Source organism: Cellvibrio sp. UBA7671, from assembly GCA_002483145.1.
Taxonomy (GTDB): domain Bacteria; phylum Pseudomonadota; class Gammaproteobacteria; order Pseudomonadales; family Cellvibrionaceae; genus Cellvibrio; species Cellvibrio fibrivorans.
On the sequence record DLHJ01000014.1, the window covers coordinates 210132 to 229795 of the forward strand.

The 19664-nt window shown below is 48.3% G+C and carries 19 protein-coding genes; 6 read left to right on the plus strand and 13 right to left on the minus strand.

What is annotated here, in order from left to right; genetic code table 11:
* The first annotated feature begins 105 nt into the window (after positions 1-105).
* Positions 106-1344, plus strand: coding sequence for an EAL and HDOD domain-containing protein (locus tag B4E62_RS12650; protein WP_331352306.1), 1239 nt, complete (start codon positions 106-108; stop codon positions 1342-1344).
* 8 nt (positions 1345-1352) lie between these two features.
* Here B4E62_RS12650 and B4E62_RS12655 read toward each other — a convergent pair whose 3' ends face one another.
* From B4E62_RS12655 to B4E62_RS12680, 6 genes are all read right to left on the minus strand, one after another.
* The gene (locus B4E62_RS12655; RefSeq protein WP_331352307.1) at positions 1353-1601 is read right to left on the minus strand and encodes a glutaredoxin family protein; all 249 of its coding nucleotides are present in this window, start codon (positions 1599-1601) and stop codon (positions 1353-1355) included.
* Positions 1602-1662: 61 nt separating this feature from the next.
* The gene (locus tag B4E62_RS12660; protein ID WP_331352308.1) at positions 1663-2967 is read right to left on the minus strand and encodes a DUF5610 domain-containing protein; all 1305 of its coding nucleotides are present in this window, start codon (positions 2965-2967) and stop codon (positions 1663-1665) included.
* A 74-nt stretch (positions 2968-3041) separates the two neighbouring features.
* Positions 3042-3923 (minus strand): FHA domain-containing protein, encoded by an 882-nt coding sequence (locus B4E62_RS12665; protein WP_310070878.1) that lies wholly within the window; start codon positions 3921-3923, stop codon positions 3042-3044.
* Positions 3924-4011: 88 nt separating this feature from the next.
* The gene (locus B4E62_RS12670; protein ID WP_331352309.1) at positions 4012-4734 is read right to left on the minus strand and encodes a HAMP domain-containing sensor histidine kinase; all 723 of its coding nucleotides are present in this window, start codon (positions 4732-4734) and stop codon (positions 4012-4014) included.
* Between the two features lie 2 nt (positions 4735-4736).
* The gene (locus tag B4E62_RS12675) at positions 4737-6383 is read right to left on the minus strand and encodes a response regulator (RefSeq protein ID WP_331352310.1); all 1647 of its coding nucleotides are present in this window, start codon (positions 6381-6383) and stop codon (positions 4737-4739) included.
* 95 nt (positions 6384-6478) lie between these two features.
* Positions 6479-8260 (minus strand): bifunctional diguanylate cyclase/phosphodiesterase, encoded by a 1782-nt coding sequence (locus B4E62_RS12680; protein ID WP_331352311.1) that lies wholly within the window; start codon positions 8258-8260, stop codon positions 6479-6481.
* 159 nt (positions 8261-8419) lie between these two features.
* On the opposite strand from B4E62_RS12680, the gene cmoA reads away from it, so the two are divergent.
* Entirely contained in the window at positions 8420-9154 is a 735-nt protein-coding gene (gene cmoA, locus B4E62_RS12685) for a carboxy-S-adenosyl-L-methionine synthase CmoA (RefSeq protein ID WP_331352312.1), read from the plus strand.
* A gap of 23 nt (positions 9155-9177) precedes the next feature.
* Positions 9178-10146, plus strand: coding sequence for a tRNA 5-methoxyuridine(34)/uridine 5-oxyacetic acid(34) synthase CmoB (gene cmoB, locus B4E62_RS12690; RefSeq protein ID WP_331352675.1), 969 nt, complete (start codon positions 9178-9180; stop codon positions 10144-10146).
* 54 nt (positions 10147-10200) lie between these two features.
* On the opposite strand, the gene B4E62_RS12695 is transcribed toward cmoB, so the two are convergent.
* On the minus strand, positions 10201-10743 hold the full coding sequence (locus B4E62_RS12695) for a flavodoxin (RefSeq protein WP_331352313.1): 543 nt from the start codon (positions 10741-10743) through the stop codon (positions 10201-10203).
* 159 nt (positions 10744-10902) lie between these two features.
* Complete coding sequence (locus B4E62_RS12700; protein ID WP_331352314.1) at positions 10903-11406, minus strand: Spy/CpxP family protein refolding chaperone; 504 nt, start codon at positions 11404-11406, stop codon at positions 10903-10905.
* A gap of 189 nt (positions 11407-11595) precedes the next feature.
* Here B4E62_RS12700 and B4E62_RS12705 point away from each other — a divergent pair, with 189 nt between their 5' ends.
* The 3 genes from B4E62_RS12705 to B4E62_RS12715 all read left to right on the plus strand — a co-directional run bounded on the left by B4E62_RS12705 (position 11596) and on the right by B4E62_RS12715 (position 14931).
* Positions 11596-12303, plus strand: coding sequence for a response regulator transcription factor (locus tag B4E62_RS12705; protein WP_331352315.1), 708 nt, complete (start codon positions 11596-11598; stop codon positions 12301-12303).
* Complete coding sequence (locus B4E62_RS12710; RefSeq protein WP_331352316.1) at positions 12303-13700, plus strand: ATP-binding protein; 1398 nt, start codon at positions 12303-12305, stop codon at positions 13698-13700. Before B4E62_RS12705 ends, B4E62_RS12710 begins: the two co-directional genes overlap by 1 nt.
* Before the next feature lie 298 nt (positions 13701-13998).
* Positions 13999-14931, plus strand: coding sequence for a GGDEF domain-containing protein (locus tag B4E62_RS12715; protein ID WP_310070852.1), 933 nt, complete (start codon positions 13999-14001; stop codon positions 14929-14931).
* A 68-nt stretch (positions 14932-14999) separates the two neighbouring features.
* On the opposite strand, the gene rluB is transcribed toward B4E62_RS12715, so the two are convergent.
* From rluB to B4E62_RS12740, 5 genes are all read right to left on the minus strand, one after another.
* Positions 15000-15917, minus strand: a complete 918-nt coding sequence (gene rluB / locus B4E62_RS12720) for a 23S rRNA pseudouridine(2605) synthase RluB (protein ID WP_331352676.1) — start codon at positions 15915-15917, stop codon at positions 15000-15002.
* Between the two features lie 227 nt (positions 15918-16144).
* Positions 16145-17080 (minus strand): SMC-Scp complex subunit ScpB, encoded by a 936-nt coding sequence (gene scpB / locus B4E62_RS12725; RefSeq protein ID WP_331352317.1) that lies wholly within the window; start codon positions 17078-17080, stop codon positions 16145-16147.
* The gene (locus B4E62_RS12730; RefSeq protein ID WP_310071346.1) at positions 17077-17895 is read right to left on the minus strand and encodes a ScpA family protein; all 819 of its coding nucleotides are present in this window, start codon (positions 17893-17895) and stop codon (positions 17077-17079) included. Before B4E62_RS12730 ends, scpB begins: the two co-directional genes overlap by 4 nt.
* 230 nt (positions 17896-18125) lie before the next feature.
* Positions 18126-18752 carry an L-threonylcarbamoyladenylate synthase gene (locus tag B4E62_RS12735; RefSeq protein ID WP_331352318.1) on the minus strand — a complete coding sequence of 209 codons (627 nt, stop codon included), beginning with the start codon at positions 18750-18752 and terminating at the stop codon, positions 18126-18128.
* Positions 18753-18821: 69 nt separating this feature from the next.
* On the minus strand, positions 18822-19658 hold the full coding sequence (locus tag B4E62_RS12740) for a PHP domain-containing protein (RefSeq protein ID WP_331352319.1): 837 nt from the start codon (positions 19656-19658) through the stop codon (positions 18822-18824).
* Positions 19659-19664 lie beyond the last annotated feature (6 nt).

Genomic DNA, 19664 nt, shown 5'->3' on the forward strand with positions numbered 1-19664 from the left:
CTACAGTTGTAAGCTGACGGTTGCCAGCTACACTTCCTAGTGAGTTGCGCAGATCGCCGGAAGCGGATCTTTCCAAACACAACAATTAATCAATCCGTCTATTCTATGACCGAAGCCATCCCTCTTCTCGCTCGTCAGCCTATTTTTGATGGCAATATGCAAGTCGTTGCTTACGAGTTACTTTGTCGCAATAGCGATTTAAAATTTATTGCTTCCAGTGATGGCGATGCAGCCAGTTCTCAAGTATTGCTTAACGCATTTACTGAGTTATCCATCGAGCAGGTAGTTGGCACACACAAAGCGTTTGTTAACTTTACGCGCACTCTGCTCAATTCTCCCCCACCGTTTAATCGCCAAAAATTGGTTATTGAAGTGCTTGAAGGCCAGCGGGTTGATGCCTCTATGCTGCATTCACTGAAACAATTGCGCGAACAAGGTTACACCATAGCGCTGGATGATTTTGAGCTGGACGAAAATAGCGAAAGCCTGGTGGCCTATGCAGACATTATCAAATTGGATGTGTTGAGCTTATCGCCTGAAAAACTGCAACACCATATTGATTACCTGAAACCTTTTGGTATCACCTTGATTGCAGAAAAAGTGGAAACCTATGAAATGTTCGAACAATGCAAAGCATTGGGGTTTGACTTGTTTCAAGGTTATTTTCTAGCCAAACCCCGGGTTATTACCGGGCGAAAAATTTCAGAAAACAAACAATCGGTATTGCAATTGTTATCTGCATTACACGACCAGGATGCGCCGCTCGAAAAAATTGAACGAATGATCGCGCGCGATACCCTCTTGAGCTTTAAATTATTGCGTCTGGTTAATTCAGCAGCCTTCGGTTTATCGCGCGATGTAGAGTCATTGCGGCAGGCAATTATGCTGCTCGGGTTAAATAAACTGAGGAACTGGGTCAACTTGTTAGCTCTTTCCAATTTGAGTGGCAAGCCACATGAGCTTAGTGTGGCGGCATTAACACGTGCGCGCATGTGTGAAACTATAGCCACTAAAATGAATCAGCGAAATCGACCAGACTCTTTTTTCACGGTGGGGTTATTGTCAACGTTGGATGCTTTTCTCGATACACCACTGAAAGAATTATTAGGTAATCTTTCGCTCAGTGAATCGCTCAACCAAGCGATGCTAACGCATGCCGGTCCGGAGGGGTTGGTGCTGCAGGTAGTGCAAGCACACGAGCAGGGCAACTGGCAGGATATTGACTGGGATCATCTGGAAGAGCTGGGGCTAACCCCGGAGCTCATTGCAGAGATTTATGTGGATTCATTACATTGGGTGGCAGAAACCATGAATACTTTGGGGCTGGCACCTGGCGGAAAATAACAATTCACTCAAATAGTAATTCGTGCGAGAAAGTTAGCGGCCTGATTTGAATCAAAGGGCCAGCCTAGTTCATCGATGTGGCGCGGAGATTTCAATACCGGAATTCTTACCCCATAGCGCTCGATCAACTCATCCGATTCAGCGATGTCAATTTCTTCCAAATACAGCGAGTAATTACTCAATAAGGGGGAAACAATCTCCCTGGCCATCTCGCATAAATGACAGCCAGGGGTTGAGTAGAGGTAAATTGATTGCATACACAACACCGCAGAAAAAATGGCAGTGTATCAGTTCAGGGGCGTGTAATTCACTGAAAAATTAACCCAGATCCAGCGCAAATATTTGCTCCATAAAATCGCGGAAACGTTTGCCTTGCTGTTGATCTACCTCGGTCTCTTTACCGGTCACTTTTTCTGCCATATTGGCCAAGAGCGATTTCGGCTCATTGAACTCAGCAGCACGGTCCAAACTGGCAAGCAGATCCTTGATAAAATTACCCAATGGCAATAACTTATCCGCTAACAATTCTGGCTTACCAGAATTACCGTCTGCACGGTTTGGCTCAAAAGTTTGATAGGCTTGGGTTACTTGCTGGATTTCTGCTTGCGCCAAATTTAGCGCGAAGCTGCCAATTTGTTCAGCGTCGTAACCTAAATTCATTGCCTGATCAAACGCAACATCCAAATCACCCTCAAAAAATTCGCTGGCAAGATCATTTACTCTTCCAAGTAAATCATTAATTGCACCCAACTCATCTTCATTCAATTCGCCTTCAATAGAGAGAGAGAATGATTGGCTGGAGCTGTAACTGGCATTGAGTGCACCAACTGAATTATTGCCACGTCCCGCACGTGCCGCCTCGACTGCCAAGCCCTCGCTGGAGGTAGCTTTGATAGTCACTTTATCGCCTTCTTTCGTGGTCAGTTCAAAGCTGAATTCACGCGCACGCCCATATTCGTAATTGCCGTAGCCAAGATAACCACTGGTCGCCGGTAAAAATTCTGGTACATCGAGTTTGGCTGGTGCCTTTTTAAGCTCCGCTGTTTTCAATACTTCTGCGGGTTGATTGGATACGGGTTGGTCGGATTCAACCTCAGTTGACTGGATAAATTTGGAGCGCAATTCATCGACACCTTCCAGCACCAAATCGTAGGTTTTGCCGATATCTGCTGTTATCTCAGGGGATAGTAAACTCAGCGCTTCGAGTTTCTCGCTTGCTTCTGCAAAGCCTTTTTTGAACCCGGCCAAGCCAGCATCAAGACGCGCGTGCAGCTCTTCCTGGCTTGCTCCTTCGGCGACATCCAACTGCAACCGCCGCTCGATAAAACCAAGGATGTTATTGGCCACCTTTTCCGCTGTTAGCGGCTCAAACGTTTCGTACTCGGCACTGGCTGCCTGGCCGCGTGAGCTGATTTTTTCATAGGCCATGGTCAGCGTGCGGTTGACGATTTGCAGGGCTGTTTGCCGTTTATCGTACAAACTGGAGGAATCAGCTCCGCTCACCTCTGGTGCTTTGTACGAATTGCCTTGGGTGGCTGTATTGACCGTATTTATCTGCGGAAGATGACTGTCACTACGCCCTGGGTTATTAACAGAGGGGTTGTTAAGCGAGGAAATATTCATAAATTCACCTGTGTGCAGCCATAGCTGTCTGTAGCATCACAGGTTATCGACTGGTTCCTGCAAAGCTTCAATACTTATTTTCGCGTTAAGAACAGGGCTGTTATAACCACAACGGCCAGAACACCCAGAAAAATAAGACCGTATTTCCCCTTACTATTCTCCTGCGGAGCCGTTTTAGGCTGACTACCTGCGGCTGCGCGGTTAGGAGAGGAGGCTCTGGTTGGCGCTATAGCTTTTTCACGCTGGCTGGCTTTGGGCTTGGCTTCTACAACTTCTACTTTGACCGGCACTTTGCGAACGGTTGTTTTGGCCATGTCATCGGAGGGACCCATCACCCCAAAGGTGAGCGCATCAAAACGCAATTCGTCACCACGTTTAACCCGCGCTTCGGCAACCCTTTTACCGTTGAGGAAGGTGCCATTGGCTGAATCCAGGTCTTTTACGAACAGCATTCCATCAATAATTTGTAATTGCGCATGACGACGGGATAAATGCGCAGCAGCCAAACTGATATCACATTCGCTGGCGCGGCCGATGACATTTAACTCTTTGAGTGGGAAAACACGGTTTGCCAAGGCGGTGTGATTAGCTTTAAGTGACCACCCCGTTGTCTTCGGGGCACGTAATTGGGTGACATTAGCCGACTCCTCGGCAATAACCTTGGCCTCACGCTTGGGGTCGATCACAACCAACTCCACTTGGCCAAGGGTGATTTGGTCATCCGGCTTAAGTTCGCACGCTCCGGTAACAGTTTGACCATTAACGATAATGGGCTGGGTTGGAATAAGGTTGCGCAAGGTGAGATGCTCGTTGTCAACCAGCACCTCCATATGTACATCGCTGGCGAGAGGATCATCAATAACCAGCGCATTAGTCGCTGAACGGCCTATGGTGATCTTGGGCTCCACCAGCCATACCGCATTGTATTTATTATCTTTAAAGCGGATTTTAAGCATAAAATTTAACCTGAAAGCAAAAACCGAAACGGGCTGTGATAATGCAATAGCCGCACTGTGATTTCAACACCTCAATCAGGCAGCGCCATCACGGTAAATAGAGTTTTAACACCCCTCCCCCTAAGGGACCGTTGTTGGCAATTGTCATATAGCCCTGCCCCTTTTTGGATTTATGTAATTCCAATACTTTGCGTGTAAATAACAATCCTAACCGTGTATTGCCTGAGCTAAATGACACAGGTGTTTGCGGCAAGGATCCCATCAGCATGTTGTCCGGATAACCCTGTCCGTCATCCGCAACAGAAATACACAAGAAACCATTTTCTTCTGTTGCACTCACCAACAGTTGCTTACGGCTATAGCGCGCGCAATTTACGATTAAATTATTCAGCACTCCACCAATCAATTCATTATCAAAATACCAAATCAAGTCGCTGTCACAATTCACCTGCACGTCAATATTGCGGGACTTCAACAAGGTATCGTTGCGTGCAATTTGCTCATCGATAATATCGATCGCATGGTGTTCATCAATCACTACCGACATAGTGTTCTCATCCATACGATAGAGCGACAGCAACTGCACCAACTCGCCATTGATGCGCGCTGCCTCGTATTCCAACACCGAAAAAAAGCGCGCCTGTTCTACATCTTTCGGCGGTGAACTGGTCATCATGGCGGACAGGGTATTTAACAACATCCCCAGCGAGTTTTTCATGTCATGTACACTGGAGGCGAGGACAAATGAAAAATCAATGGGTGTTTGCCCATAGTTTTCATTACCGTTTTTTTGTTCAGATGGTGAATTCACAATTAACCTCGCTTGTCTTTTTCATAAGCCCTAACCAGACTGTTGTACACATCATTCAACTGGCGATAACGCTGGAATTGCGGATGCTGCTGGGAAATGATGGCGCTGGTTTTAGTAAAGGTTTGTTGAATTTTTTCACTTACACTGGATTCAAAGCGGGTTTTTAACTTATCAATCATGGCCTGCACGTAGTTCAAACGCAGTCCGATATGATTCGGTAGTTTTTGCAAGGCAGTTTTGAATGCATCAGCGGCGGCAGTGAAATCTTTGGCATTATAAAAAGCGATTCCCTTTTTGTTTATCTCTGCCACCATGAGTTTATTTTTCTCGCTGCGCGGCTCATCCAACAGTACATCCAAACGCTGCAATTGTTCTTCCTTACCGGCATAGCGATGCAGTAAATCGCCCAACAGCCGTTGGGCATCGTCAGTTTTACCGATAAGACGGAGAGTACGCACCAATTCAATCTGAACCGATAGCGCATCTTCATCTTTTGTATCGCCTAGTGATGATTGCGCGCTTGCCAATGCATCTTGCGCACGGCGCTGGTCACCAGCGCACACCTGCAATTGGCTTTCTAGCAGTAAGGATTCAACTTTGCGCAAATTAGTTTTGCCGAAGTTCTCTTCAAGGTTGTTAACACAGGCTATGGCTTCACGGATTAATGGTTTGGCCAATTCTTTATCAATTGAAAATAAATCAATCGTCGTCTGTGCAAAAAGCGAGTGAACCTCAGCTTTGTCAAAGCAGGAATTTTCCCCGAGCTTAACAGCGCGTTTAAGGGCGTTGGCGGCGGTGACCAAATCATTATTTTGTTGTGCGACATCCCCCAATGCCTGCTGGCGCAGAATGGAAAGCGGGGAAATATCAGTAGCTTTCTGCAATACATTTTGCAAACCTTCCGAATCGTTTTGCAGCTTGTATAAATCGGCTTGCAAATCGTATGCTTTCATACAAAGTGGGTTTGCCTGCAAAATATTTTCCAACCATTGCTGTGCACCTAGCAGATCATTCTGCGCTAATTTGGTTTTCACCATACCTAATTGCGCCCACTCCAGCTCGCGATTATCGAGCACTGCGCGATAAACTGCTTCAGCTGCGGTCAAATTATTTTTTTTTAGATATAACTGCCCCAGTAATTTTTGACAGGCATTGGCGTAGCGACTACCTGACGCAACGAGCTCTTTGCAAAGCGTAATTGCCAGTTCGTCATCCCCCGATTTCTGGGCGGCATGCACTGCTTTTAACTCCACACGCTGTTCAATCAAACGGCCAAGGCGCTGATCCAGTGCCTTAGGAGTAATGGGTTTGGCGAGATAGGCATCCGGCTCATAGTCGTAAGCCGCCATAATGGTGCCTTTGCTATTTTCTGCGGAGACAAGAATAAACAAGCTGTCCGAACAAGGGTTGTCAGTAGAGCGCAATTCTTCCAATACTTGCTGGCCACTTTTGCCCTTGCCTAAATTGTTATCGCACAAAATTATGTCGTAACTACGCGCTTTGCAAAAACGTAGCGCCTCTTCACCACTGGCTGCCGAATCGGCGTTGCCAATTCCCAGATCCATCAGCATTTTGTAGAGAGTTCCGCGAAAATTCTCAAAATCATCGACGATTAGCGCGTGCATCTTGTAGTAGCCAAGATCAGCCATTAGTCCACCTCCATAACGAAATTAGACTAAGAATAGCCCAGGATTTTCAGGCTGCTACAGATTTTTCCCGTCGGTCTACCGCCTCCCTCCCCTGTTTAGTCAGTACGTGCCAGCTGCGGCTTGCGTCGGCGAGATTGGAAAAGATTATTGCCGCCCTGCATTTTGGCGCTGTGTTTTGCCTCGGCCAGCAGTTGGGATACCTGATGATGGGTTTTACAAAACTCCAGATCGGGCGCTACGCACCCTATTGCCAGGGTTAGCGCACCAAATTTTTGGCGCTGCCCCTGCCGATCAACACTCCAGTATTCTGTGGATTCGAGAGGAAGAAATTGGCTGCTGGCCGCCTCAAACCTGACCAATATTTGCGCGCAGCGCTGCTGCCAGTCCGCGCTACCAAACACTAAAATAAAATCGTCGCCACCGACGTGACCGACAAAATCGCTGGCTGTGTCTACGCAGTCACACAGTATTCGGCTCAGCTGCAAAATGACTTCATCACCCGCACTATAGCCAAATGCATCGTTAAACGGTTTGAAATGATTTATATCGCAATAGGCCACCACAAATTCTTTTTTGTGCAGCAGTAAATGATCAACCCACTCATATAGCGGTACATTGCCCGGCAATTGCGTGAGCGGATTGCTATGCCGGGCGACACGCAATTTTTCTTCGGTAATCGCACGCAATAGGTCGCGCACTTTGCCAACACCGAGATATCGATTGGCGTCACTCACAATAAAATCGACACTCAGGTTTTGCTGCGGATCTTCACTGATAAGCTGCCCCACTACTTTTAGATCAGTCCCTACATCAACAATGATGGATAGCGGACTAATAAAGTCGCGGATGGGTTTTTGTGCATGCAACTCATGGGCAAATCGGCGCGAAAAAATATTGAGGATTTCTGCCCGGCTGACCATGCCCAACGGAATATCGCCATCAACCACAGGAACACAGGCTAAACGCACGTCGGCGCGAAACATTTTCACCACAGTTTCAGCATTAGTTGTCGATGTTACCTGTACAGAATCCATTACAATTTCGCGCACAGTGCGAGTGAAATGGTCCTGGTAACGTCGTACGGAGTTACCGGCGTATCCTGCAATGGCAGTGGGCAATTCGAGCGGCGGTAATGCCTGCGGACGCGCAATAAAATAACCTTGCGCATACTCGACACCCATAGTGACCAGAGTGGCATATTCCGCGCTCGTTTCGATTCCCTCTGCGATGGCTTTATGTCCCATGCGATGTGCTATATCCAACATCGCGCGCACAAACTCGCGCTTGACCGGATCTTTGTCAATTCCGGAAATAAAATGACGGTCAATTTTGACGTAATCAGGACAGAGTTCACTCCACACACGCAGCCCTGCATAACCCGCCCCCAAGTCATCCAGCGCTACAGCAAAGCCTTGCCGCTGGAAGTGATCAGAAGCCGCACGCAATAAATCCAGCTCATCAAGCGGTTGGCTTTCGGTTAACTCAAATACCAAACGTTCCGCACTTAAACCGACGCGCTGTAAAATTTCACGCGTGACGCCATCGCGATATTGGCTATCGGTAAAACTAATGGGGCTCATATTAAGAAAAAGTTTGCCGGGCAAACTCAATGCGGCAAAACGCTCGCAAGATACTTCCCGGCAGGCAAATTCCAATGCAGCCAGTAGACGTGACTCCCGCGCAACCGCGAACAGTACATCCGGCTTATGCAGGGGGCTATCTTCAGGTCCGCGAATCAGGGCCTCATAACCAATAATACGCGGATTCTCCACCGCGATTATCGGCTGAAATACCGGAGTCAGAAGTTTGAATTCAATTAAACGGCGTAATTCCTTTTGCAGGGTGGTTTGATTAAACACAGGGTTCTGCAAAGACATAAGATGACAACTTGATATCGACTATGGGTGAGTAAGCTGAATATTCCTGCGGAAATATGACAGTTTTATGAATTTCTCAATTTGTTGTCACAATCAATGAAGGTTACAATGCGCGCACCTGTTTTACCTCGCTCACTACGCCATTAACCAGTCACGAATATGCACGATATAAACCCCGATACCATTTATGCCAATCCGCTGGCAGAGGTCAGTCGCTTCGCATTTGATCAGCGCGTGGTAGATGTATTCCCCGATATGATCAAACGCTCTGTGCCCGGTTATGCCACCATTATTAATATGATTGGCAATCTCGCTGAACGCTATGTACAAGCCAATAGCCAGTGCTATGACCTGGGCTGCTCATTAGGTGCAGCGACGCTCGCGATGCGCCACCGTATTCAGGCAGCGGAATGTAAAATTATTGGTGTGGACAATTCAGCGGCAATGATCGCGCGCTGCCAACAAGTGATTGCGGCAGATAGTGGTGAAGTTCCCGTTGAATTGGTAGAAGCGCAAATTCAAGATGTGGTATTGCACAACGCATCAATGGCTGTGCTCAATTTCACCTTGCAATTTATTCCCGTTGAAGAGCGACTGGAAATGCTGCGCAACATTTGTGCGGGATTAAATTCCGGCGGCGTATTAATTATTTCGGAAAAAGTCGCGTTTGATGATGAACCCCATCAACACTTGATGACCGAATTGCATCACAATTTCAAACGCGCCAACGGCTACAGCGATTTGGAAATTGCACAGAAGCGCGCCGCGATTGAAAACTATTTAATTCCCGAAACACTGGATGCGCACCGCCAACGCTTACGCCAAGCGGGCTTCAGCAGTGTTGATGTGTGGTTTCAATGTTTTAATTTTGCATCGCTGATTGCAATTAAATAGAGTAAGTAAAGGCTGTGACACAGATTAATTACGATCAATTACTGAATGCACTTAAGGATTCGCCTCTTGCTGGTTGGGCCGAGCAACTGCCTGCGCAAATCGCGGCCGGACTTTGTGAAAAACGCTACGGCGATTTAGCTGGTTGGAAGCAATCGCTCGCAAAACTTCCGACCGTAAAAGGCTCACGGATTGCGCTCACTGAAGAGGTGCGCATCGGCCACAGCAGCGATTGCGATGAAACAACACGTGCAGAAATTCGCAGTGTCTTGCAGGAATTAATTCCCTGGCGCAAAGGCCCCTACTTTGTTCACGATATCCATATTGATACCGAGTGGCGCTCGGATTGGAAATGGGATCGCGTATTACCGCATCTTGCCCCACTAAAAGATCGTTTGATTCTCGATGTTGGTTGCGGCAACGGCTATCACTGCTGGCGCATGCTAGGCGCAGGGGCAAAACGCGTGATTGGAATTGATCCATCACCGCGTTTTATTGTGCAGTTCCACATGATCAAACATTTTGCCGGTGCTGATTATCCTATCGATGTTCTGCCTGTCGGCATTGAAGATGTTCCGGAAAAACTGCAGGCATTTGATACCGTTTTTTCCATGGGCGTTTTTTATCACCGCCGCTCGCCGATGGATCACTTGCTCGAACTAAAGAATACCCTGCGCCCTGGCGGACAGCTAGTGCTTGAGACCTTGGTGATTGAAGGAAAACTGGGTGATGTATTGGTACCGGAAGGCCGTTACGGCATGATGAACAATGTATGGTTTTTGCCGAGCTGCGACACCATGTTGTCCTGGCTGCGAAAGATGGGTTTTAGCAATCCGCGCGTCGTTGATGTATGTCCCACAACAACGGAAGAACAGCGTGCAACAGAATGGATGCGTTTTCATTCGCTTCCGGAATTTTTACATCCAGAAGATTCGACATTAACAGCTGAAGGTCATCCGGGGCCGATTCGTGCGGTGTTTGTCGCAGAAGCTTGACCTAAAAAAACAAAGGGCGCTGAGTGCGCCCTTGGTATTCGATAATATTGCGGCTTAATCTTCCAACATATTAAGCGGTGTATCCAGACCAAATTCGACGTGAATTTGTGTACACCAGCGATTCAATCTACCTGCACTTAAATTTTCCTGCTGATCTTCATCCAGCGCCAAACCGACAAACATCCCCGCACCGGGAATTTCTGCCTTTGAGGCCTCAAACTCGTAACCTTCAGTAGACCACTGGCCGACAATTTCCGGACCGGTTTGGATGATTACATCGTGCAGCATACCCATTGCATCGAGAAAATAATCGCCGTAACCGAATTGGTCACCCAAACCAAAAAGCGCCACTTGCTTGCCGGAGAAATCCACTGCCGCTATATCATCCCAAAACTCTTCCCAATCCGATTGGATTTGGCCAAAGTCCCAGGTGGGAATACCAAGGATAATCTTGTCGTAGTTGGCAAAATCCAACTGGGTTACGTCGGCGATATCACGTACATCGACGACATCAGCCCCGAAACGCTGTTGAATACGATAGGCGACGCGCTCAGTATTGCCTTCGTCACTGCCAAAAAACAGACCAATCTGGGCCACGATAACCTCGGGATACAGGGAAAATAGGGATAGGGAAAAACGGCGCGGATTTTCCCAAGATTAGCTCGCGCAAGCAAGCCCACATTTTGCACCCTGAAAATAAATAACCCCGGCAAGCCGGGGTTATAGGTGAAACCAGGAGTATTCCTGGCCTGTGATTTAACTTTTAGCTGCTTCGCGTGCCTCTTTGCGTTCGGCCTTACGCTCCAAACGCTTGGTTTTCGCTTCTGCCAAGGTTTGTTTTTGCTCCTCCGTCAGCACGGCTAAGAACGCTTTTTTCGCTTTAGCACCTTCCAGTGCCTGTTCGGCGTGCAACTTGCCCAAGCTATCAGCCAGAGCATTGAGTTCGGCATCGTTGGCACCGGCATCCACAGCTGTTGCCAATGCACTGCGCGCATCCGCCAGTTTTGTATGAAGGGCTTCGCGTGCAGATTCATTAGCTTCACGTTGTGCCTTCAAAGTTTCCTTTTGCGCATCTGTCAATGTTAACTCCTGGCCGAGATGCCTGAATTCGCGGCCTGCAAAACCGTCATGCTCAGCCCATTTGGCCGCATGATGCTTGCCCTCACAGTTTTTCCCTGCGCCACCGGCTATGGTCGGCACAGCTATACTGGCAGCACTTAACAACAACAGACCAGCCACTAATGCTTTGTTCGATTTCATATCAATATCCTCTGAATACTTTGGACTAATTAAATAGATCGCTTATACGCAGACTCCAGAATCAGAGCCAGTGAATTCATTATGGTGGCTATAATGTTAAGATTGGTTAATGAAAACCAAAGAATCATGACTCTCATCGGGGGCTGGTGCACACTCACCGCCTTCCATCATCGGGGACTGTAAATCGCTATGCTTAAAGTTCTTCTCATCGACGACGACAAAGAACTCAGTCAATTACTGAGCGAATACCTGCAAACGGAAGGTTTCGCAATTGATACCGCTTATGACGGCCAAACGGCGTTAGAGCTTGCACTCAAGCAACCCTATTCAGTTATTGTGCTGGATGTGATGCTGCCCATCCGCAATGGTTTTGATGTGCTGAAAAATTTACGCCAACACAGCCAAACGCCTGTGATTATGCTCACAGCCAAAGGCGATACAGTTGACCGCGTAATTGGGCTTGAAATCGGTGCCGATGATTATTTATCCAAACCTTGCGACCCACGCGAATTGGTTGCGCGTATTCGCGCTATTTTGCGCCGCGCCAATCAAAAGGATGTAACGCCCAGCAGTATTGAGCGCCTTGCATCGGGCAAGCTATCCCTGCATTTAGGTACACGCACAACCACTTGGGACAACTATGAAGTTCCGCTCACTGGAACTGAATTCAGCGTGCTGGAAATTCTTGTTCGTCGCGCCGGCCAAGTGATCAGCAAAGATGATATGACTGAGCAGGCGCTCAATCGCAAACTCACGCCTTACGATCGCAGTATCGATGTGCATGTAAGCAATATCCGCAAAAAAATTACAGCTGCAGGTTCATCAAAGGATTTGATTATCAACGTGCGCGGCGCTGGCTATATGCTGACCATGAATGATGATGAATCCATAAATTAATGACCCGTCTTTATTTAAAAATCTTTTTTACTTTTTGGTTAATTACGGTGGCGATTATTATCGGCACCAATATTGTTGTGCATTGGTTTGATATGGCGCCGGATGGCAACCTGCAACACAGCAGTGAAGCCAGTGACGATGATCCAGCCAAGCGTTTGCTGTTTCAAATGGTGGGTAATGCCGTTAACCGCAATACCCGGCAATTGATTCAGGATTTGCGTGCAATGCCCTCATGGTCAACTCGTTTTGTGTATGTTATCGATAAAGAAAACCGCGACCTGCTCGACCGCCCTCTTCCACCTGGCGTTATGTTTCTCGCGCCGCGCCTCACATTCAAACATCCGTTCGATAAGGTACAGGACCGCAACCGCAAGCTCTTTGGTCGCTACATCACCCTGAACGATGGTAACAGCGTGAAATTAATTACAATTTCTGCCGGGCGCGACGAGGGGCAGGATCGCGATATTATTTGGGAATTATTTCTCGATAATATTTGGCCGCTTTTACTCGTTTCTATTTTGGTCAGCGGCTCTGCGTGTTTTTTTCTTGCACGCCATTTCACCCGCAGTATCAATACATTACAAAAAGCTACTCATCAAATTGCACGGGGTGATTTGAGTGTGCGCATCAGCGAACAATTTCGCGGCCGCAACGATGAAATCGCCGCACTGGGGCGCGACTTTGACCATATGACGGAACGCCTCGAAAAATCCATGCAGGAACAGAAGCGTTTAATTAAAGATGTGTCACACGAATTACGCACGCCGCTCGCTCGCTTGCAAATTGCACTGGCACTGGCGCGGCAGCGCAGCAATGGAATTGTTGACCATGAATTAAACCGTATCAAACAAGCGGCCGATTATCTCAACGACATCATTACCGATATTCTCACCCTGCCAGTACAAGGCCAGGACAGTTGGGTGTTGGATGACGTGTTGGATTTAGTGAGCCTGATGCAAACACTCATGGACGATTATCAGGCAGAAGCCTACGCAAAAAATGTCAACATTCGCTTTAAATGTTCGCTGGAAGAAGCACTGGTTGCTACTCACGGCAATATGCTGGTTGGTGTGTTTGAAAACACCCTGCGCAACGCCCTGCTCTACACACCGGAAAATTCCGAGATTTGCATCGCCCTGACTGAAACGGGGGACGGAGAGCATTACCGCGTAGACATAATGGACCAGGGCCCCGGGGTTCCTGAAGATGCACTGGAGGATATTTTCCAACCCTTTTTCCGCACTGACCAAGCGCGCGCGCGCGAAAGCGGTGGTTACGGCCTTGGGCTGGCCATTGCCCAGCGTAGCGTCTCTTTACACCGTGGGCGTATTTGGGCTGAAAACCGCCCTGAAGGCGGCCTCAGCTTGGGTATATTACTGCCACAAATTAAAGGCTAATGCCTACTTAACCCACATTTCTCCGCACGAGTACTACCGCCATTATTGGATCAATTCTTGCCGACAAACTTTTGGCTAGCGGCAAACTCTTTCCGCCAGTACAAAAAATCCACGCTATTTTTTTGGCGAAAATATCTACAACTGACTTTAGACTAATCGCCTATCTATATGATAGATAAAGGTATTTACAAATAAAAAGTAGATGGCATGAATTTCGCTAAATGTCTGTCACAGGCGCCTGAATAAGCAAAAGCGGCAAGTGGGCGACGAACAACTTTTAACGTGACAGGTAAAGATTATGCGGGACATGACCATGGTGACCAATGCCCATAAGGCAAACGGCGCAAGCACTATCCCTCTCATCCCACTGACCCCGGAGCAGGAACTCACTACCCGCATTCGCCTTGCACAAGCGTTGCAAATGAGTTTGGACCCGGCAGAAGTACTCAATCTGTTTTACACACATATCCAAGCCATTGTCAGCCTGTCCGGCATTCTTTTTAAATTTGGCAATGGCAGCAGCGAGCTGAAAATTGGACGTGAATGCTTACATCATTGCGACTATCGCCTTACAACTGATGAAGGTTATCTGGGCGAGATTATTTTTAGCCGCAGTAAACGCTTTGCGGAGGCAGAGCTAATTACCCTGGAGTTTTTACTCAGTTCACTTATCTACCCATTGCGTAATGCCATCCGCTATCAAACAGCGATGCGTCTTGCCTTGCTCGATCCTTTGACACTACTTGGTAACCGCGCCGCACTGGACACCGCCCTGCGCCGCGAATTACAAATGGCTGAGCGCCATCAGCACGAGCTATCGCTTTTGATGGTAGACGTAGATTTCTTCAAAAAAATTAATGATGAATACGGCCATCACCGCGGCGATTTGGTGCTGTGTGAAATTGCCAAGGGAATCCAATCGGCTTGCCGTGGTTCAGACATTACTTTCCGCTACGGCGGTGAAGAATTTGTAGTGGTGCTGGGAAAAACAGACGCTGAAGGAGCAAAAATTATAGCTGAACGTATTCGCCAGCAAATTGCTGAAAGCCATATCAAATATAATGGAAAGACCATAGATACTACGGTGAGTATCGGCATAGCAACACGCCACAGCAACGAAAAAGAACATATCAATGATTTATTTGAGCGCGCAGACAAGGCACTTTATATCGCTAAAAACTCAGGCAGAAATTGTGTTATTAGCAGCGATGAAATACTCATCAAATCGTAATGGATTAATCACTCTGGAATAAAAAACCACGCTTACTCAGCGTGGTTTTTTTATTGCAGATAACTAACTTATTCCACTATAGGTGGACGTTTGCGCACGGGGACTTTCGGGCGGCGCGGCGCGGCAGAAGCGGCGCGCAATTTTTTATCGTGACGCTCACGCTGCGCTGCTTCATCGCGTGTTGGTTCCATCATGCGGGTATAGGTTGAGCTATCAAAACCTGCTGTCATGCACAGGTCCTGAATTTCGCGCTCGGTAAGATCAGTCCACTGGCCAACGCGCACGTGCGACGGAATAAAAATATTGGCGTAGCGAACACGCTTCAAGCGACTGACTTTTACACCTTGCGATTCCCACAGGCGGCGCACTTCGCGGTTACGCCCCTCCATTACCACACAATAGAACCAGCGGTTTTTGCCTTCGCCAGCACCATCGACGATATCGGTAAAGCGCGCAACACCATCATCCAACGCTACACCTTTTAACAGGTTGGTGCGCATATCATCCGTTACTTCGCCTTGAATACGAACCAAATATTCGCGGTCAATAACGGAAGATGGATGCATTAATTTGTTAGCCAACTCACCATCGTTGGTAAACAACAGCAAACCACTGGTATTGAAATCCAAGCGCCCCACTGAAATCCAACGCTCACCTTTTAACGGCGGCAAGTGGTCATATACAGTCGGGCGGCCTTCAGGGTCAGAGCGCGAACAAATTTCACCTTCGGGCTTGTTGTATAAAATTACCCGACGACGCGTTAGCTCACTGCGCAACACCACCCGCTGACCGTTCACGAAAATTTTGTCTTGTGGCATGACGCGATCGCCCAATTTGGCGATTTTATCATTTACTTTTACTTGGCCAGCCTCAATCGCACGTTCCATTTCACGGCGTGAACCAATACCGGCACGAGCGAGCACTTTCTGCAATTTTTCATCACCGGGTACTGCTACTGATGTCTTTTCATCTGCAGCTTGGGTCACTTTTGTTTTAGGTGACGCGGCAGATTTATGTGCAGGTTTTCCTGCTGTTGATTTTGCAGGGCGATCAGTTAGGTCGCGCTTGTGAGTCGCATTAGGTTTTGCTGGTTTAGCGGTCACTGCTTTTTTGTCGGCAGATTTCGCTTTTCCAGCAACTACTGGCTTCACAGCCTTGGTAGGTTTTTCAGGTTTATCCCGGTTGATTTTCTTCACCATAGGTTATTAAGCAGCTAATCGCTGCGGGGTTCTTCTTCATTGTTTATTGCCTCTGTATCTGAAGTGTCAGCGGCAGCTGCATCTTCCTCTACATCGACAAAAGCATCTTCACCATCAACAAAACCTTCTTCGTAAAAAGCGGCTTGTGTGTCTACTGGTTCAGCATCAACTTCACTGGTAGCAACAGGTGGATTTTCATCTGGAATTGGCGGATCTGTATCTTTCTCGCCCAAACCTGCCTCACCTAAATCCAGCACCGGATTTAATTCATCCAGATCGCGGATTTCACTTAGCGACGGTAATTCTTCCAAGCTTTTTAAATTGAAATAATCCAAAAATTGGCGCGTGGTCGCAAAGAGTGATGGACGGCCGGGAACATCGCGATGCCCGACTACCTTGACCCAATCGCGCTCCAACAAGGTTTTCATAATGTGCGAGCTAACAGCAACGCCGCGAATCTCTTCAATATCACCGCGTGTAATTGGCTGGCGATAAGCAACCAGGGCCAAAGTTTCGAGCAATGCGCGCGAATATTTTTGCGGTTTTTCTTCCCACAGACGATTCACCCAGGGCGCAAGGTTATCGCGCACTTGAAAACGCCAACCAGAGGCCACTTCTTTTAATTCAAATCCGCGCTCGGCACTTGCCGCCTGGATATCAAGCAATGCAGCGGCAATCTCATCTTTGCTCGGCGCCACTTCCTCATCAAATAATTCCAGCAAACGTGCAATAGTCATCGGCTGGCCTGCAGCCAAAATCGCGCCTTCAATAATCTTGCGCAGCAGTTCTGCATCAACCGGCATTTGAGTGACGGGAACAGTTGCGGACTCTTCGGTATCAGACTCTTCGTGCAGTGCACGCGACTCTTCACCGGCTTCCTCACCCACTTCGGTAGATGAATCCAGATCCTCATCAAGAGTATCTTCTGCGATATCAATTTCGTTTGTCATTGTGTTCTGGCTTTTACGTGAATAGGTGCAAAGGATTCGCTTTGAACAATTTCCACCAGCGATTCCTTAATCAATTCCATCACCGCAAGAAAGGTGACGACAACCCCAAGGCGCCCTTCTTCCGCCTTGAACAGGCTGACAAAGGGAACAAAATGTTGATGTGCCAATGTATCCAGCACCTGAGCCATGCGCTCGCGCGTGGAGAGCTTTTCCTTGGAGACATGATGGCTTTCAAACATATCAGCGCGGCGCAATACTTCCGAGAGCGCCAATAATAATTCCTGCAATTCCACATCCGGATCGAGCCTCGTCAAGCTGCGGTCAGGACCTGCGGCAGTAACCGGAAACACATCGCGGGATACACGCGGCACATGGTCCAAATCAACCGCCGCCTGCTTAAAACGTTCATATTCTTGCAGCCGGCGAATGAGCGATGCACGTGGATCCTCCTCTTCTTCATGCTCTTCCGAAGAGCGCGGCAATAGCATGCGCGATTTAATCTCGGCAAGCATAGCCGCCATCACCAAATACTCTGCCGCCAGCTCGAATTGATGCGCTTCCATCAAATCAACATAGGCCATGTATTGAGAGGTAATTTCCGAGACATTGATATCGAGGATGTCGATGTTCTGGCGGCGAATCAGGTACAGCAATAAATCCAAGGGGCCTTCAAATGCCTCCAGAAATACTTCCAGTGCATCGGGCGGAATATATAAATCCTGTGGCAACTGGGTGTAGGCCTTGCCGTGAACCATGGCAAAAGGCATTTCACCTTGCTGGGGCCCTTTTTGTACATGCGCACTCGCTGGTTCCACAACTAGCTCTTCATTGGTGACTGCACCGGCTTCAGTTATTGCCTCTGGTGGTGCAACAAGATCCGAAGACGTAGAGGTTTCGAGGGTTTCACTCACGCAAGGTAACTCACAGGTTAGTCAGTAGGATCAGCGGCCTCGTCGTAGCACCGGATAACAAGGGCGGCATTATAGCCATTTCACGAGGCGCCGGACAGCATGCTGGCCCGACAACCAACTTCTTTATAGATCAATTAGTTAGAATCAAAAGGTGAGAAGTCACCCTTCCCTTGGCGCACCAGTTGCGGCAGTGGCTCGGTAAGATCGATAACAGTGGTAGGCTCAAGTCCACAATAACCCCCATCGATCACCAACTCTACAAAGTGCTCCAGGGTATCGCGGATATCATAGGGATCGGTCATAGGAAACTCTTCACCTGGCAACAACAGGCTGCTGGTCATCAAGGGCTCCCCCAATTCTTCCAGCAAAGCCAGCGCAATTGGATTATCCGGCACACGCAAACCAATGGTTTTGCGCTTCGGGTGCATCAATCGCCGCGGGACATCGGCAGTCGCCTCAAGGATGAACGTATAGGCACCAGGCGTATGGTTTTTAATTAGCCGGTATGCTTGGTTATCAACGCGCGCATAGGTGGCGATCTCGGAAAGATCGCGGCACATCAGCGTAAAGTTATGGTTTTTATCGAGCCTGCGCAGTGTACGAATGCGCTCCAGTGCATCTTTGTCTCCTATATGGCAGCCAAGTGCGTAGGCAGAATCGGTTGGATATACCACCAATCCGCCTTTACGGACAATGTCAGCGGCCTGAACAATTAAACGATGCTGCGGGTTTTCGGCATGTATTTGAAAAAACTGGGCCATTGCAATGACTCCTTACGACACTCGCCCATCACACGGAAAGACTGGGCAGAGGAAAATATTTTATTAGTGTTATGGGTTATAGCCCAATAACTCCCACACAGGTTTGGCATGAGCCGGAAGCTTGCCAAAGCTACCCAACTCCTGCCATGGTTGATCAGGAAAGTGGAAATCCGAGCCACAGGATGCATAGAGTGAACGGGCATTTGCGATACGCAATAAATCCTCAGTCAAAGCAGCAGGCTGCAATCCACTAATCACCTCCAGCGCATCGCCTCCAGCCGCGGCAAATGAGTCGATAAGTGCGCACATTTTGGTGCGCGTCAGTTCATATTTGGCCGGATGCGCCAGCACAGCTACACCACCGGCCGCATGAATCCACTCAATTACTTGATCCATCAATGGCCATTGGTATTTAACATCTGCAGGCTTACCCGCCCCCAGATATTTTTTAAAAGCCGCATTGATGTTTTTTACTGCGCCCACCGCAACCAAATATTGCGCGAAATGTGGTCGCCCCAGAGTAGCATTACCTGCAATCTCCTGCGCCCCCAACAGTGCGCCGGGAAACCCGGCTTTGGATAATCGATCTGCAATTGCCAGTGCGCGTGTCTTACGCGCTTGCTCTTGAAACTCCAGGGCGGCAATCAGTGCAGGAGAATTTACATCAACCCCCAACCCGACAATATGTACACCACCCTTTCCCCATTGACTGGAAAACTCTATACCAGAGATCAAGGTGATGCCTGCATCCAACGCGGCTTTTTGTGCAATCCCCACAGCAGCTATGGTATCGTGATCCGTAATCGCCAGCACTGCAACGCCGCGCTCTTTCGCGCGCGCGATCACAGCTTCCGGGCTAAGCATCCCGTCAGAAAAATGGGTGTGGCAATGCAGATCAAAAATCACTCGAAC

What these genes read in the sequence shown, in the direction of transcription:
- B4E62_RS12660 (WP_331352308.1), bottom strand. Translation starts at nt 2,967, where the DNA reads ATGAATATTTCCTCGCTTAACAACCCCTCTGTTAATAACCCAGGGCGT.
- B4E62_RS12700 (WP_331352314.1), bottom strand. Translation starts at nt 11,406, where the DNA reads ATGAAATCGAACAAAGCATTAGTGGCTGGTCTGTTGTTGTTAAGTGCT.
- B4E62_RS12710 (WP_331352316.1), top strand. Translation starts at nt 12,303, where the DNA reads ATGACCCGTCTTTATTTAAAAATCTTTTTTACTTTTTGGTTAATTACG.
- B4E62_RS12675 (WP_331352310.1), bottom strand. Translation starts at nt 6,383, where the DNA reads ATGGCTGATCTTGGCTACTACAAGATGCACGCGCTAATCGTCGATGAT.
- scpB (WP_331352317.1), bottom strand. Translation starts at nt 17,080, where the DNA reads ATGACAAACGAAATTGATATCGCAGAAGATACTCTTGATGAGGATCTG.
- B4E62_RS12650 (WP_331352306.1), top strand. Translation starts at nt 106, where the DNA reads ATGACCGAAGCCATCCCTCTTCTCGCTCGTCAGCCTATTTTTGATGGC.
- B4E62_RS12705 (WP_331352315.1), top strand. Translation starts at nt 11,596, where the DNA reads ATGCTTAAAGTTCTTCTCATCGACGACGACAAAGAACTCAGTCAATTA.
- B4E62_RS12665 (WP_310070878.1), bottom strand. Translation starts at nt 3,923, where the DNA reads ATGCTTAAAATCCGCTTTAAAGATAATAAATACAATGCGGTATGGCTG.
- cmoA (WP_331352312.1), top strand. Translation starts at nt 8,420, where the DNA reads ATGCACGATATAAACCCCGATACCATTTATGCCAATCCGCTGGCAGAG.
- B4E62_RS12715 (WP_310070852.1), top strand. Translation starts at nt 13,999, where the DNA reads ATGCGGGACATGACCATGGTGACCAATGCCCATAAGGCAAACGGCGCA.
- B4E62_RS12680 (WP_331352311.1), bottom strand. Translation starts at nt 8,260, where the DNA reads ATGTCTTTGCAGAACCCTGTGTTTAATCAAACCACCCTGCAAAAGGAA.
- B4E62_RS12655 (WP_331352307.1), bottom strand. Translation starts at nt 1,601, where the DNA reads ATGCAATCAATTTACCTCTACTCAACCCCTGGCTGTCATTTATGCGAG.
- B4E62_RS12735 (WP_331352318.1), bottom strand. Translation starts at nt 18,752, where the DNA reads ATGGCCCAGTTTTTTCAAATACATGCCGAAAACCCGCAGCATCGTTTA.